The 15713-nt window shown below is 31.4% G+C and carries 11 protein-coding genes; 1 reads left to right on the forward strand and 10 read right to left on the reverse strand.

Annotated elements, in window-relative coordinates:
* Nucleotides 1–18: 18 nt before the first annotated feature.
* The 4 genes from FVE73_RS09245 to FVE73_RS09260 all read right to left on the reverse strand — a co-directional run bounded on the left by FVE73_RS09245 (nucleotide 19) and on the right by FVE73_RS09260 (nucleotide 7294).
* Nucleotides 19–810 carry a transporter substrate-binding domain-containing protein gene (locus tag FVE73_RS09245; RefSeq protein WP_018498318.1) on the reverse strand — a complete coding sequence of 264 codons (792 nt, stop codon included), beginning with the start codon at nucleotides 808–810 and terminating at the stop codon, nucleotides 19–21.
* A 357-nt stretch (nucleotides 811–1167) separates the two neighbouring features.
* On the reverse strand, nucleotides 1168–1950 hold the full coding sequence (locus FVE73_RS09250; protein ID WP_018498319.1) for a transporter substrate-binding domain-containing protein: 783 nt from the start codon (nucleotides 1948–1950) through the stop codon (nucleotides 1168–1170).
* A 440-nt stretch (nucleotides 1951–2390) separates the two neighbouring features.
* Complete coding sequence (locus FVE73_RS09255) at nucleotides 2391–5477, reverse strand: cellulase family glycosylhydrolase (protein ID WP_018498320.1); 3087 nt, start codon at nucleotides 5475–5477, stop codon at nucleotides 2391–2393.
* A gap of 77 nt (nucleotides 5478–5554) precedes the next feature.
* The gene (locus tag FVE73_RS09260) at nucleotides 5555–7294 is read right to left on the reverse strand and encodes a hypothetical protein (RefSeq protein ID WP_018498321.1); all 1740 of its coding nucleotides are present in this window, start codon (nucleotides 7292–7294) and stop codon (nucleotides 5555–5557) included.
* Between the two features lie 365 nt (nucleotides 7295–7659).
* Between FVE73_RS09260 and FVE73_RS09265 the strand changes: the two genes are divergently transcribed.
* On the forward strand, nucleotides 7660–9027 hold the full coding sequence (locus tag FVE73_RS09265; RefSeq protein ID WP_018498322.1) for a B12-binding domain-containing radical SAM protein: 1368 nt from the start codon (nucleotides 7660–7662) through the stop codon (nucleotides 9025–9027).
* Between the two features lie 188 nt (nucleotides 9028–9215).
* On the opposite strand, the gene FVE73_RS09270 is transcribed toward FVE73_RS09265, so the two are convergent.
* The 6 genes from FVE73_RS09270 to FVE73_RS09295 all read right to left on the reverse strand — a co-directional run bounded on the left by FVE73_RS09270 (nucleotide 9216) and on the right by FVE73_RS09295 (nucleotide 15587).
* Nucleotides 9216–10259: a glycosyltransferase family 4 protein gene (locus FVE73_RS09270; protein ID WP_232058510.1), complete on the reverse strand. Its 1044-nt coding sequence runs from the start codon at nucleotides 10257–10259 to the stop codon at nucleotides 9216–9218.
* On the reverse strand, nucleotides 10153–11409 hold the full coding sequence (locus FVE73_RS09275; protein WP_039782214.1) for a glycosyltransferase family 4 protein: 1257 nt from the start codon (nucleotides 11407–11409) through the stop codon (nucleotides 10153–10155). The genes FVE73_RS09270 and FVE73_RS09275 overlap by 107 nt, the downstream gene beginning before the upstream one ends.
* A gap of 170 nt (nucleotides 11410–11579) precedes the next feature.
* Entirely contained in the window at nucleotides 11580–12455 is an 876-nt protein-coding gene (ylqF, locus tag FVE73_RS09280; RefSeq protein WP_018498325.1) for a ribosome biogenesis GTPase YlqF, read from the reverse strand.
* Nucleotides 12456–12740: 285 nt separating this feature from the next.
* Entirely contained in the window at nucleotides 12741–13439 is a 699-nt protein-coding gene (gene rsmI, locus FVE73_RS09285) for a 16S rRNA (cytidine(1402)-2'-O)-methyltransferase (protein WP_018498326.1), read from the reverse strand.
* A gap of 30 nt (nucleotides 13440–13469) precedes the next feature.
* The gene (locus tag FVE73_RS09290; protein WP_018498327.1) at nucleotides 13470–14786 is read right to left on the reverse strand and encodes a S41 family peptidase; all 1317 of its coding nucleotides are present in this window, start codon (nucleotides 14784–14786) and stop codon (nucleotides 13470–13472) included.
* Between the two features lie 63 nt (nucleotides 14787–14849).
* A complete protein-coding gene (locus tag FVE73_RS09295; RefSeq protein WP_018498328.1) occupies nucleotides 14850–15587 on the reverse strand; it encodes a TlyA family RNA methyltransferase in 738 nt (245 codons plus the stop codon).
* Nucleotides 15588–15713 lie beyond the last annotated feature (126 nt).

Consider the following 15713-nt stretch of genomic DNA (forward strand, 5'->3'; position numbering starts at 1 on the left):
TTTTCTCCTGTTTATAAATTATTTCGTATAATCTCCGCCAAACCATTTTTCTGATATTTTGGCAAGCGTTCCATCAGCTTTCATTTCAGCTAGTGCTTTATTTATTTTATTTTTCAATTCTTCGCTATCTTTTCTAAATGTGAAATATACAGGCGTTTTCGTTACAGGCTCTCCTACAATCTCTACAAGATTTCCTCTTTGCTTTGTAAAATATCCTACTGTCAATCTGTCATTTAAAGTAGCGTCTGCCTTTCCTTGTGCAATTTCTTCTAGTGCAATTGAAACATTTCCATCAAAATAAGCATAATTTATTTCCTTGTTTTTGTCAAAATCAGTCAAAGTCTTGTTATAATTACTTCCTACTCCTGTCATAACTCTTTTACCTTTTAAGTCCTCAAGTGTCTTAATGTCAGTTCTTCCTTTTTTAACAATAATTTGAGCGGCTGATACTAAATAATCATCAGAGAAAGTATATTTTTTCTCTCTTTCAGGATTTTTAGCAATTTCATTTGCAATAAAGTCAAATTTTTTCGATTCCAGTCCTAAAAACATACTATCCCAAGGCGTAGGCACAAACTCTATATCTAAATTTGCCCTTTTCCCAATTTCTTCAACAACTTCTACATCATATCCAGTTAATTTCCCACTTCCATCGGTAAACGTAAACGGTGCATAAACTCCTTCTGTTCCAACTTTCACTTTTTGTTTTCCTTCACTACTCCCACTTTTACCATTTTCCTGTTTCCCTCCACAACTGATAAGAAATAGTCCTATCAATAAAATTCCTGTTAATTTTAAAATATTTTTCATGATTTTCCTCCTAAAATTTTTATATTTTTTATTATTTTTTAGATATTTTGTTTAATAAATATTTTTTCATATTACTATATTTTTCCTTTTTTATTTTCGTAGGATTGCTCATTGCCGCAAATCCTACAACCTATGGCTAGTCTACGACATTTTTTTACACTGACAAAAAACTCGCTATGCTCAGACAATTTTGCCAGTGCAAAAAAATGCTCCGACGGATTATTTATGCTGGACTTTATTTAAAAAATGAAAATTATATTTTAATTATTTGAAAATATTAGGTTTATATCATTTATAAAAAAAGTTTGTAATAAATTCGTTATTTAAATCGAGTTTAGTATAAATTTAAATTTTTAACTATTTCGTATAATCTCCGCCAAACCATTTTTCTGATATTTTAGCAAGAGTTCCATCGGCTCTCATCTCAGCAAGTGCTTTGTTCACTTCATTTCTTAATTCTTCGCTATCTTTTCTAAATAAGAAAAATGTCGGTGTTGTACTCAAAGGCTCTCCTACCAGCTGAACCTTATCTCCTTGCTGTTTTTTATAGTAACTTACCACAAGTCTGTCGCTCAATGTTGCATCTGCCTTTCCTTGTGCTATTTCTACCAATGTCAATGTAATTCCACCGTCAAAATAATTAAGATCTATCTTTTTAGCAGCTGTTTTATTATATTCCTCAACAGTTTTTGAATAATTGCTTCCAACTGCTGAAATTACTCTTTTACCTTCCAGATCCTTTAAAGTCTTTATGTTATTCTCTCCCTCTTTTACAATAATCTGAGCAGCTGAAACTAAATATTTATCAGAAAAAATATACTTTTCTTCTCTTTCCTTAGTTTTTTCAATTTCATTGGCAATAATGTCATATCTTTTTGACTCTAGTCCCAGAAATATACTATCCCAAGGAACAGTTGTAAATTCAATATCTGCATTTATTCTTTTTCCAACTTCCTGAATAACCTCAACATCATATCCTGTCAATTTCCCGCTACTTTCATCCTTAAATGAAAATGGGGCATAAACTCCATCTGTACCTACTTTTATAACCCTTTTTTTTCCAGCGTTCGTTTTATTTCCACAGGATACTGCTAGAATCAGCATTAATAAGATTCCTAGCAATAATTTAATTTTTCTCATTCCAAGACCTCCAAAAATAAATATTCTTTAAAGAAAAAAGCTGAATAAGATTATCCAGCTTTCTAAGATGCAATCTTATTTTTTCAATTTATTCACTTTAAAATAAGCTTACATCTAAAATTATTTTTTAATTAATTTTAAAATAAACTATACAAATTCATATACATTATCGTATCTAATTTTTGATTTTTTTTCGTAATATTTCTCATTTTTACAGTTCTCCTTCATAACTACATTTGTATATAAAAGTATTATACTATAAAAATTTTAATTTGTAAAGCTTTATTTTTGTATATACATATATTTTTTTAATAATGATTTTTTCTTATTTTATTTACTCTAACCATCACCATCCTATATGTATCCATAGGATACCAATTAAGTTGCCTAAAAGCACATGAAATCAAGCACATTTAAGCAACCTGAAATAGAGTGGCATCCTATTTTTGATACAATCGAACATAATCAATCTCTGTAGTTTGAACTGGGAACGGAGAATGCTCAGAAGGTGGATTCAATGCCGGTTCCCATTCCACGTAGTCATTAATAATGAAATGCCATCTATCATTTTCAAATCCTTGTTTAACTAAAGCAGAAGGAATATTCAGCTTGCTAAAGTCTTCATCTGGCATAGTAGAAAGATAATTACCATATTGGTCATATCTAGTATTATCAACTACACTGATACGTTGAGCATCCTTAATACGGTAATGAACCACAGGAATCAACCTTCCATCCATATAATAACGTACTTTTGTTCCATCAAACTCAATTGCCCAAACGTGCCATTCATGTGTCAGTGACGTAGTATGTCCACCAACAATATTTTCCAAACGGTGTGTAAAGCCACGCGGTGTCCATTCATGATTGACTTGACTGTAATAACAGCTGATATTAGTTGCAGGCCATGCATAACTAGGAGTACTTGAAAACCATTCCAAAATTAATAATGAACCATAAGGAGCATTTCCACCAGGAACTTTGCAGGCAGGTGTATCCACATCGTTTCGCTGTTTCTGCATCCAAAGGGCCGTACGCATTCCTTGCAAGTGATTCCAATTCATTTTGGCACGTATTTCTGCACGGAACGGTTTAGAGGCATCTACAATATTGCCAGATTCTAGTCTACCACTTGAATACTGAGTAACTTTACCTGCAGGGCATACACCTGTAGTTGCATTTGCATCAGTTAAAGGATCGCCTTTTCTGTTAACACAATGACGTCGTGTAGTAAGTATTGCGTGATCACCATCTAAACTGATACTGCTTGGCAAATAAGTTAAATGGCTACCCAAATGATTGATAATTCTTTTACTTACCCAGTCAGAAGGAATATTTCTGCCTTTAAATTCCCAACATTTTACACTCTTCCATTGTCCCGAAGCATCAGTTGCACTATCACATCCATTTGTAAGTGGAGCTGGAGTAGGTGATGGTGCCGGATGATTATTATTAATGAATCTTCGGATTACATCCACTGCTTTTTTTTCAGTGCCGTCTGATTTCCAAATTCCAAAATAATTTTCAGGATCTGCTGCATCCAGTATATCAGGACGTCCATTATGATCAGTATCAATGTTCGCATCAGGAACACCATCTCCATTTGTATCAATATTTACGTCAAGCCATCCATCGCCATTACTGTCCCTATCTAATATTCCCGAAGTAATGTAAGGCTTTCTGTCTTTTGCCTGATAAAAAATAAGAGGCCCATATATATTTGATTTTTGATATTGATCTAAAATTTTACTTATCACATTAGCTTGTTTTGTTTCTTCAACACCAGGATAAGCAGCATCTATTCCTACTTCTGTTATCCATATTTTTTTATTTCCATCACCGTGTTCTGACATTATCTGATATAATGTTTTTTCTCCTCCTCCAGGTGCTACAACGTCGCCTATCATGTTTGCCCAGCCATTATCTCGAAAAGTTCTGGCATAAATTCCGTAAGGATGGTGTGATAAACCATCGAAATAGCCTTTTGCTCCAGCTCTGTACATTCTTTCTAAAAATTCCATAGGTCCAACATATCCTGTTGTACTATTACTAGCACCTACCGTCATTCCACCTGCCATAACATTTACATCATTATGAGCATCATGCGCTGCTGTATACGCTATTTTTAGTAAATCAGTATAATGTTCAGGATTCGGTCTAGGATTTTGAATAGTGTCATGCCAAAATTCTGGATTTCCTGGTTCATTCCAAAATTCATAGTCTATTACTCCCTTTGGAGCATATCTTTTTACTAATGCACTTACAAAATTTGAGAACTCATTATTATACTGTGGAAGTGGTGCAAACGAAGCAACCCAGATTTTTCTTGCATTTAACGCATTTTTTTCAGCAGCTGAAAGTTTGTCTGCTCCTGTTGCCCATTCGGGAGCACCGCTTATTTGCATTAAGACTTTCAAGTTATATTTTTTGGCAAGAGCAACAGCATCATCTATATCCTGCCAGTCGTATCTTCCATTTTTTGAAGACTGGATTCTATGCCACGAAGCTGTAATTCTTACCCACTGAAATCCTGCCCCTGCTATTTTGGAATAAGAATCTTCGGCTTCTCTAAGATTACTTCTCCAAAATGGATTGACAGGCTGTATTCCAATTCCTTTCACATTATGAATTTTTGTATCATCTTTTTTTTGTTTTTTAGGATTATCATCTTTTCCACCATCATTTCTGCCATTTTGATGTCCAGGGTTTCCACCTTTTCCGCCACCTTTATGATGGCCAATTCCACCAGCAATCGCTCCGACAGCAGAAGCTCCTGCCACTCCGCCAATAATAGGCCCTACAGGAACTTTTCCTCCTATGTTGCCTCCTAATGATCCTATATTTACTTTTGGCTGCGCGATATTGCCAATAATATTGCTGTTTTTTTCTGTTGTATCTGTACAGTTTAATATTACTGCATCATAATTTCCTAAATTATCTGAAAAAACTTTATTTCCATCAATAACTTTAACTATATTTGAACATTTTAAAAGCTTTTCAGCTGTATTTACTGTTCCACTATTTATCGTTGTTTCCTTTTTTAGAAGATTTTCAGATGTACCTGAACACTTTAAAACTATGTTGTTTGTTACTGTATTTGAACATTTCAACTGTACCGCATTGGCACTTTCAATTTGAGATAATTCATCTATTTTAATTATTCTAACTATATTTGAACATTTTAAAAGCTTTTCAGCTGTATTTACATCTTTTGTCAGTTCATCTTCCGTGCTTTCACTTGTATTTAAACATTTCAGCAATATATTTTGAGAACTTATTTTATTTGTTCCAATAATATTTTCACTGCCAGTTTCAGAATTTATACATTTTAAAAATATATTATTGCCGTTATTTTCAGTTATTCCAGTTCCTTGTGCATTTTCCCCTGCCATATTTGAACATTTTAACAATATATCATTATTTGATTTTATTTCACTTACTGAAAAAGACACATTGCCTGTATTTTCAGCCATTATCGAAAAACTCATAAAAATTAAGAGCAGTACAGCAATTATAAATCTTTTCATTTTCTATCACCTTTCCCAAATTAATGTTTCAATTTCATGTTGTAGTTAGATTTTTTCTTTTTAGAAAACCTGTAATTTTATAATCTGTTAAAACTTAAATTATTGATTATATCTATAGAATCTTCTTCAGATACAGTTTTACCATTTTCTTTTTTTATCTCATCTTCAAAGTATTTTTCTCTTTTTACAGTACCTTTTTTTAAAGTTGAAACAGTATTGCTTTTTCCTTTCAAATTACCAGCTATATCTATCCTGTCTTCTTCCGGTATATCATTATAGGTATTATAGCCTGCCACTCTAGCTTGCTTTATTTCATTTTCCAAAGATTTCTGCCTTTTTATAGGATTCTTTCTAGAAGTTAAAACTTCCTTACTTTTATCTCTCAAATTATTAATTATATCTATTCTATCTTCTTCTGGTATGTCATTATAGGCATATCCTGCTGTCTTAACTTCTTTTATTTTTGGTTTATTTTTTATACTTCCTATTCTGTATCCTGCTCTTATACCAAATGTATCTATTTTACCTTTAGTTTTTATAGGACTGACTGTATCTTTTGGCTGATATTTAAAATTTGACCTTTCGTAAAGAGCTTCTATAGAAACTGGCCCTAATTCTGTACCTAATCCTCCAGCATAGTAAAGACCACCATGAAGATCTTTCTTGTTAAAGTTTTCTTCCTTTATTTCACCGTGTACATATCCTATTCGCCCAACGGCATAAAGAAGATTATTCCCTTTATTATTTACTAAGTTAATTTTTGTTGTAGCGTAAGCGGGATAGGTTCTTAAAACATGTTTCTGTTCTTTATCATTAAAAAAGGCTGTAATATCAAGAAATTTTTGTTCAACACCTAGACCTAGTTCAACAATTCCCTGATTATCAAATAAATATTCCAAACCAACAACAGGCATCTTTTTAATATCAAAATCAGATTTTGCAGACTGCCATTTATTATTTTTCATTCCTGTTCCTAAAAATTGCTCTGGCTGGATATTGTATCTATTTTTAAAATTATATCCTGCATTTAATCTAAGTTCTCCACCATTCCATTTTCTTTTCTGAATTTTATCCGTAGTGTACTGCATATCTCCTGTTTTAGCAAAAATATCAGTTCTAAAAGGATCAAAAGGCACAGTTTCATTTTTTTTCTTCGGTAAATTTTTGATATTTCCGATACTGTATCCTACTCTTACACCAACCGTATTTATATTATCTTTCGTCTTTTTAAAATTATTTAGAGTACTTATATTATTTCTATTTATGTTACCTAAATTTACTTTGTCATATCGTAAATTTGATCTTTCATATAATGCTTCAATCGAAATGGGACCAATTTGAGTACCTAGTCCACCAGCATAATAGAGTCCACCACGAAAATTTTTATCGTTCAAATCTTCTTTATTGTCTCTTCCAGCTTTAGCCTTAGCATACCCTACTCTTCCGATAAGGTAAACGAGATCATTTCCTTCTTTAGAAGTTACTAAATTGTACTTACTTGTTAAGTACATTGGTGTTATTTCATACATTTTCATTTCATTCTTATCTTTTAAAGCTGAAGATTTTACAGAAAACTTATGTTCCGCACCAATTCCTAATTCAAGTCTTCCCTGATTGTCAAATAACCACTCTATTCCTGCAACGGGACCATTTTTAAATTTATAGTCGTAAATAGTATTTGACAAACCTTTCTGATGTTTAGTTAAATCATTTTTATATGCCCTGTCAAAGTCCCAGCCCCCATTTATCTTTATTTCCTGAGCCATTGCAGTTGCCGCTGACAGCATCATTGTACTTAAAATATGTAATTTTTTCATAATTCTGTTCTCCCTTAATTTTGCAAATCTCTTTTTTATAATTCAATATCCGAACATTTAGAAAAAATTATAAAAAAATAAAATTTATTATGTTCTGACTAAAATACACCTTTCTTGCTAAGTATATTTTACTAAATTTCTTAGGCTTTTTCAAGAAAAAAAAATGACATAAAGACATCATATAATTAAATACAAAACTAATTTTCTTGTTGAAATTGATTTTTTTTCTTGCTATAATCATAGCAAAACTACTTTAAGACTAAACTCAAAAGTTATGACTGATTTGCTCAAATCCTAGTTTTGTCTAATTTAAGTTAATTTTGAAGAAGTTTACGATATAAATAATAAAAATGAGGTGTTACGATATGAAAGTAAAAATGATACTGCCTGCTCTTACAGAAGCTGAAAGCCCATTCTGGCGTCCTGTCAAATACTCGTTATTCCCTCCATTGGGACTGGCAACACTCGCAGGGTATTTTTCAGAAGATGATGAAATTGATTTGCAGGACCAGCATGTAGAAAAGTTAAACTTAGAAGATTATCCTGACCTGGTTATTATTCAAGTGTATATTACAAATGCTTACAGATCTTATAAATTAGCCGATTATTACAGAAAAAAGGGCAGTTACGTAGTATTAGGAGGACTTCATGTGACTTCATTGCCTGAAGAGGCGCTGGAACATGCCGACACTATAATGATTGGACCGGGAGAAGATATTTTTCCTAAATTTTTACAGGACTTTAAAAACAGAAATCCACAAAAAATGTATATTTCTACACACAGAACATTAATTGGAGCCCCTCCTGCACGAAGAGACTTGATAAAAAGGAATAAATATCTTGTACCAAATTCTATCGTTGTAACTAGAGGCTGTCCTCATCATTGTGATTTTTGCTACAAAGACGCTTTTTACCAGAATGGAAAATCATTTTATACTCAGCTTGTCGATGATGCGCTAAAAGAAATTGACAGGCTGCCAGGAAGACACCTATACTTTTTAGATGACCATTTATTAGGAAATCCTAAATTTGCCGCGGAACTTTTTGAAGGAATGAAAGGAATGAACAGGCTGTTTCAAGGTGCAGCAACAGTTGACTCAATACTTACGGGAGATTTAATAGAAAAGGCTGCTCAAGCCGGATTAAGAAGTCTTTTTGTAGGATTTGAAACATTTTCTCCAGAAAATCTAAAATCCAGCAATAAAAATCAGAATTTAAAAAGAAACTATGAAAAAGCAGTAAACAGGCTTCATTCGTTGGGAATTATGATAAACGGGAGCTTTGTATTTGGATTGGATTACGATGACAAGGACGTCTTTAAAAGAACTGTTGAATGGGGAGTAAAAAACGCCATAACAACTTCTACTTACCATATTCTAACGCCTTATCCAGGAACAAGGCTGTTCAAGCGGATGGAAGATGAAAGCCGAATAATAACAAAAAATTGGGATTTATACGATACAAGACATGTTGTCTACAAAACTAGAAATATGACTGCCGATGAAATTGAACAGGGCTATAACTGGGCATATAAGGAATTCTACAAATGGTCAAATATATTTAAAGCAAGCGGAAATCATGAAATATCCAAACATAAGTTAAAACACTTTTTTTATACTGCTGGCTGGAAAAAATTTGAGCCTTTCTGGAATTTCATAATAAAAACTAAACACTTAAACAATATGACTCCCGTGCTTGAAAGCATACTAAGCAATGTCAGAAAAAATAAATAAAATAATAAAAATTAAATGAACTTAGAGTTCTGAAACTATAGTCATTCGTTATTTTTAAGTCAATGTTAAAACAGTTTTATTATATGATAAATTGAAATGTCTAAAATTAGAGAGAAAACCATTGTTGGCTTATTGATGGTTTTCTCTTTTTGATTTATTGAAATTATTTTTTACGATTTTTTGAAAGTTTATCTATTTTTTTGATTTAATATATATTCATAGTATTCTTTATATTTTTTCCCTATATTTAACAAATCCCTTTCTACTGCAATATTATAGGCAGTTTCTGTAATTTCATCCAAGTTTTCCACATTGTTTTCCACAATATTCCTTATTTTTTGGCAGAATTCTTCGTTAGTCCTAGCCTTAAAGCATGTTTTTCCATTTTCTAGCCAACCCTCATACACAGGAATGTCCCTTACTACAAGCGGTAATTTTGCTGAAAGCGCCTCCAGCACCACAATTCCCTCATTTTCCTCATAAGTCATAAATAAGAAGGCTTTTGCGGCACTGAATGCGCCTATTAAAATATCCGTATCGACATATCCTGGGAAAATCAGATTTTCTGGTGGATTCTCAATGATTTTCTGTATTTTGTCAGGCAGCATTGATTTTACACTTGATGAGCCAAACCACAGAAACTGGTAGTCACTACATTCTTGCGCCACTTTTACAAAGTCCTTTATCCCTTTTCTTTCAAAAGGCAGTCCAGCCGTTATAATTAGCGGTTTATTTATGTCATATACTGATTTGTATTCGTTTAGAAATTTTTGTTTTAAAACTTCATTTTTATTAAATTTATTTATATTTACACCATTTGAAATTACTCTGATTTCCTTTTCTTTTTCCAAATATTTCGATTTTATAAGATTTTTTGTATATTCTGATGGAGAAATTAAATAATCTGCTTCATTATATAATTTTTTCGTCCAGAACTTTATAATTGGTGATAGAACATAACTTCCCTTTATACTTCCACGAAAATCCTCATAAGTCGTATGTGTATGATAAATTACAGGCTTCCCTTTTTTCTTAGCCTGCTTTAATACTTCATAAGATTTTAATGCAACTGTATTTATATGTGCCAAATCATAATCATCTTCAGGATCCTGCGTAATTTCAATATTATTTGCTCCAAGGGCTTCTACCTGATGATTTAAGGCTTGTCCAACGCCGGATTTGCTGAAGGAACTTTTCCCCTCTGAATATAGTAAAACTTTCACGACTATCATACTCCTCTATTGTTTTTTTATAAACTGCTTCCACTCTTTCCCCAAATTTTTGGGCTGTATAATCTTGTGAAGCAACAAAAGCATTTTCAATAATTTTTTCTCTAAATTCCTTATTTTCCTTTAAAAGCATTATAGAATCAATAAATTCCTTTTCATTTCTATAAACAAGCCCCGCTTCATTTTTTACAAGCAAGTCTTCCAAATTCAAGTCATACCTCGCAACAACAGGCGTCTTAGCCGCCATTGCCTCAACAAATGTAAGTCCTTGCGTTTCCGATACGCTCGCATTTAAAAAAACATCTCCCATCTGATAATATGCAGCAACTTTATCATGCGGCACTTCCCCAGTGAATATAACTCTATCAGATATTCCCAGTTTTTCAGCCTGTTTTTTCAAATCATCTAAAATTCTTCCACGACCAACAATCATAAACTTAAATTTTTCATCCTTAATTTTAGAAAACATATCAATTAACAAATCTATACTTTTCTCTTCGGCAATCCGTCCAATATACACACAAAGAAATTCATTTTCATCAATTCCAAAACTTTCCCTCATAAATCTCAAATCTTCTTCAGAATAATTTCCACGATAAAATTTATCCAGTTCCAGTCCAGTTGGAATGATATTCATTGTCTTATCCACACCATAAGAATATAAAATATCCTCAACTTTTCTTGTAGGAACAATCAAGGCATTACATTTTTCACAATAAAACTTACTAATCGCAGCCGCAATTTTTTTTCCAGCTTTAACAAATCTTGATCCAAAAATATAATGCGTATAATATTCATACAATGTATGGTAAGTATGAACAAGCGGTATTTCCAAATTAATTGCAGCAAATCTCGCAAATGTCCCTACTCCCCATTCTGTCTGTGAATGAATAATATCTAGCTCCAGCCTTTTTATTTTTTTTATTATTTTTGCCGAATAAATCATCCCTAACCTATACTGTGGCAACGGCTTAAATTCCATACTTGGAAGCCTCAAGACATTAGGTTCTACCTGAGGTGCATCAGGATCAGTCGTAGTAATAATATACACCTTATGCCCCAACTTTCTAAGCTCTTTTTCAAGCGTCATAATCGAACTTACAACTCCATTTACTTGAGGTCTGTATGTATCTGTAAATATTCCAATTCTCATTTTTATATTTCTCCTTCTATAATAAAGCCTTATTTCAATTTTATTTTTACTCTCTTGAAATTTTTTTAGGCTACTATAAATTTTCACACAAATAATCATCTTTTATTCTATCTCTTATTATTTTTTATATAACAGTTCTATTTCAATTTAAATAAAAAAACTCTTATCTGCTAATTTTTAGGGATTTCCAAGAAGAACTTACCTATTTTCCCCATTCTATAATCTTTCATAAGCCTTCTCGAAATAATTTCATAATTATGTTCATCATTTTTAGAAACACCAAGCCGTTTTTCCAAAATTTCCAGTATCTTATGGTTTTCGAATTCCAAAATTTCCTCATTAGTTATATATTCTTCCAAATTATACACTTTTACAAGATTATCTATTTTTCCCAAATCCTTTAATTTATCCAAAAATTTCATAGCAACTTGTTCTAACTGCAATACATTATCCTTTATTGAACCAGTGATTGCTAAATTATAAGCCACTTCATCATCTTCAAACTTTGGCCACAAAACCCCTGGTGTATCCAACAGTTCCAATTTTTCATCAATTTTTATCCATTGCTTACCACGTGTAAATCCTGGAGTATTTCCAACTCTTGCTTTATTTTTATTCACAAATTTATTAATGAATTTAGACTTTCCAACATTAGGAATCCCAACAATCATAGCTCTTACTTCGGTTTTACGAAGTCCTTTTTTTTTCATTTTTTCCAATTTCTCAGCATAAATTTTATCTGTAATTTTTCGTAGTTCATTAAAATTAGTCCCTTTTTCTACACTCAAAGCTACAAAATAATCAGAAAAATTATTTTTCAAAAAATAATCTTCCCAATTTTTTAATTCCTTGCTATCAATCAAATCCACTTTATTCAGAACAATAATCTTTTTCTTATTATTCGCCAACTTTGAAATATCTGGATTTTTACTAGAAATTGGAATCCTTGCATCCAAAATCTCAATCACAACATCAATTATCTTGAGATTTTCTACAATCAAATCCTTCGTTTTCTTCATATGCCCTGGATACCAGTTTATATTCATTCTTTCATTCTCACCATTTTCTCTCTAAATTTTTATTTTTAATCCTAAAATTTAAGATTAATTTTAAAACTAAAGATAAAAACTCAAACAAATATTTTTATTCTATTGAAATTTTGTTTATTATGTCTGTATTAAAATAATTGTTGTACCCTAATTAAATGCTTAGATAAGACAGGAATACAAGGAAAATGGCGATTGATTTCCCTTGATTTAAAAAATTACAGAAAAATATTTATTAGTCAAAATTTATTTATAAAAATCTATCTTATCTTTACTAATTTTTAATTACTCTATATTTTTATTTTTTAAATAAATGCCATCATCATTTATAGCTCTTATAAATAAAACAATTTCTCCCTTTATTGGCTTTTTTTCCAATTTTCCAATAATTTCAGAAACATTTCCGCGAATTATTTCTTCATAAATTTTAGTAAGTTCTCTTGTAATTACAATATACCGTTCTCCCAAATATTCCCTTACATCCTTTAAAGTTTTTAAAATTCTGTTGGGAGATTCTAAAATTACAATGGTTCTTTCTTCTTCCTTTAATTTATTAAAAAGTGTTTGTCTTCCTTTTTTCTTTGGTAAAAATCCTTCATAAGCCATTCTTCGCATATCTAATCCCGAAATGCTCGCTCCCGTAACAATTGACGAAGCTCCAGGTATTCCAATGACTTTTATTCCAGCTTTCAAAACTTCATTTACTAACTCAAAGCCAGGATCTGAAATGCACGGTGTTCCAGCATCTGTTACAAGCGCAATTTCTTTTTGATCTTTTAAAAGATTGATGATATTTGTGATTTGATGAAGTTTATTATGTTCATGGTATTGATACACCGTTTTTTCAATCTCATAGTGGGTAAGAAGCTTTTTTGTAACTCTCGTATCTTCTGCAAAAATATAATCAACTTCTTTTAGAGTTTTTATCGCTCTAAAAGTCATATCTTCTAAATTCCCAATTGGTGTACCAACAACATAAAACATATATTTTCTCCTAATTTTTAATTTTTATTACTATTTTCTTTTTCCTGTTCCATTTATTTTTTTATTCATTTCTTGAATTGCTCTCTTTAACTGAACATCTCCTGCCGAAATAATTTTAGCTGCTTCTTCTTTACCTTTATCTTTTGTTAATATTTCTTCAATTTCTTTTTCTCTATTTTTTCTAGCTTGTTCACCGTCATTTGAATAACCTTTTAAAGCCAATAATTCTTCCATTTTAACCTCTATATCAGGTTCAATACCTTTTTCATGAATATAATTTCCTTTTGGTGTGAAATATTGAGCAATAGTAAGTTTTATTGCATCTTCAGTTCTCAAAGGTATGACTTGTTGCACAATTCCTTTTCCAAATGTTTTTTCTCCAATAATTGTTCCACGTTTGTAATCTTTTATTGCACCTGTTACAATTTCTGAAGCACTTGCACTTCCTTTATTTGTCAGTACAATTAATGGGAAATTACCAAGATTTTTTAAAGTTCTATTATAGTTTCTTTGTTGTCCATTTTTGTATTTCAAGTAAACAATTAAGTCTTCCTTTACAAAAAGTGAAGCTATATCTTGTGCTTCTTGAAGTGATCCTCCTGGATTAGAACGTAAATCCAAAATTAATCCTTTCATTCCTTTAGCCTGTAAATCTTTTATAGCCTTTTCAACTTCTGCTCCAACATGATTTCCAAATTTCAAAAGACTTACATAACCAATATTATTTTCAAGCATTTTGCTTTCTACCATTTCCAATTTAATTTTGGCTCTTGTCAAAGTGAATTTCATTGGATCTTTTTTACCTTCCCTAACTACTTCCACATCAACTTTTGTACCTTCTTTACCCTTCAAAAGTTTTACAGTTTCATTTGCTGTAAGCGGTAAAATATCTTTCCCGTCGACTTTTGTAATTTTATCTTTTATTTTAATTCCAACTTTTTCAGCAGGACTTCCAATAAATGGCGAAACAACTTCAAGAGGTTCTCCTTTTTTCTTACTGATAGTCATTCCAACTCCAACATATTCACCATCCATATCTTCTGAAAAGTCATTAAGATCTGCTTTAGACAAATATTCTGAATAAGGATCCTTCAATCTGCTTACAACTCCTGCAACTGCACCTTCATAAAGATCATTTTTACTTGGAGTAGCTTCCTTTCCAACAAAATTATTTTCAATAATATTTATTACATCTACAATTCTGTTCAATTCTGTTGCATCTTTTGTATACCCAGCACTTGTATCCTTATCATTTCTCGATGTCTTTACTATAGTAGTTGCTGCAAATAAAGGCATACTTACCAATACAAGTCCCAATACTGTCTGTACTATTTTGTTTTTTTTCATTTTTCCTCCTAAAATATACTTAAATAGCCAACTATAAAATTACTATAAATTGCTATTTTGAATTTATGAAAATTTTAATAACATTAAAAACTCCTTATTTCCCTTTGCTCCTCTTATTGGCGAATCTTCCACGCCAATTAATTCATATCCACATTCTTTTGAAAAAGAAATTACTTTTTTTATAGCTTCATCATGATATTCTTCATTTTCCACAACACCATTTCTTCCAATTTTTTCCTTTCCAACTTCAAATTGTGGCTTAATTAACATCACAATTTTCCCATTTTCTGCAAGAAACTTTTCAAAATACGGAATAACTTTTGTCAAAGAAATAAAAGAAACATCAATTACTATAAAATCCACTTTTTTATTATTAATATCTTTTTCCTCGAGATCCTTTATGTGCATTTCCTCTATTGAAAAAACTCTTTCATCATTTCTCAATTTCCAGTCAAGTTGATTTTTACCAACATCCACACTATACACATACTTCGCACCACTTTGCAAAGCACAATCTGTAAATCCTCCAGTAGATGCTCCAATATCAAGTACCAATTTATCCTTAAAATCTAAATTCCAAGTTTTTATAGCCTTTTCCAATTTCAAGCCACCACGGCTGACATATTTCAATTTATTCTTGATACGGATATTTAAATCATCATCGTCCTTAAACATCGTTCCCGCCTTTGTCACAACCTGTTCATTTACAATGACATTACCCGCCATTATTTCCCTTTTTGCTTTTTCCCGTGTTTCCAAAAGCTCCCGTTCTACAAGAATTAAATCCAATCTTTTTTTCATCATTTTCTCTTTCTAAATTTTATAAACAAAAACTGAATAAATCTGAATTTTTCCAAAAAGTTGTAATTTTTAAGTTATCCTTTTAAGTAGTGATACTATATCATAAAACATATCTCTTATTTTTCT

The sequence above is a fragment of the Leptotrichia wadei genome (assembly GCF_007990545.2).
Lineage (GTDB): Bacteria > Fusobacteriota > Fusobacteriia > Fusobacteriales > Leptotrichiaceae > Leptotrichia > Leptotrichia wadei.

What these genes read in the sequence shown, in the direction of transcription:
- FVE73_RS09245 (WP_018498318.1), bottom strand. Translation starts at nt 810, where the DNA reads ATGAAAAATATTTTAAAATTAACAGGAATTTTATTGATAGGACTATTT.
- rsmI (WP_018498326.1), bottom strand. Translation starts at nt 13,439, where the DNA reads ATGTTTTATGTTGTTGGTACACCAATTGGGAATTTAGAAGATATGACT.
- FVE73_RS09275 (WP_039782214.1), bottom strand. Translation starts at nt 11,409, where the DNA reads ATGAGAATTGGAATATTTACAGATACATACAGACCTCAAGTAAATGGA.
- ylqF (WP_018498325.1), bottom strand. Translation starts at nt 12,455, where the DNA reads ATGAATATAAACTGGTATCCAGGGCATATGAAGAAAACGAAGGATTTG.
- FVE73_RS09260 (WP_018498321.1), bottom strand. Translation starts at nt 7,294, where the DNA reads ATGAAAAAATTACATATTTTAAGTACAATGATGCTGTCAGCGGCAACT.
- FVE73_RS09295 (WP_018498328.1), bottom strand. Translation starts at nt 15,587, where the DNA reads ATGAAAAAAAGATTGGATTTAATTCTTGTAGAACGGGAGCTTTTGGAA.
- FVE73_RS09255 (WP_018498320.1), bottom strand. Translation starts at nt 5,477, where the DNA reads ATGAAAAGATTTATAATTGCTGTACTGCTCTTAATTTTTATGAGTTTT.
- FVE73_RS09270 (WP_232058510.1), bottom strand. Translation starts at nt 10,259, where the DNA reads ATGATAGTCGTGAAAGTTTTACTATATTCAGAGGGGAAAAGTTCCTTC.
- FVE73_RS09290 (WP_018498327.1), bottom strand. Translation starts at nt 14,786, where the DNA reads ATGAAAAAAAACAAAATAGTACAGACAGTATTGGGACTTGTATTGGTA.
- FVE73_RS09250 (WP_018498319.1), bottom strand. Translation starts at nt 1,950, where the DNA reads ATGAGAAAAATTAAATTATTGCTAGGAATCTTATTAATGCTGATTCTA.
- FVE73_RS09265 (WP_018498322.1), top strand. Translation starts at nt 7,660, where the DNA reads ATGAAAGTAAAAATGATACTGCCTGCTCTTACAGAAGCTGAAAGCCCA.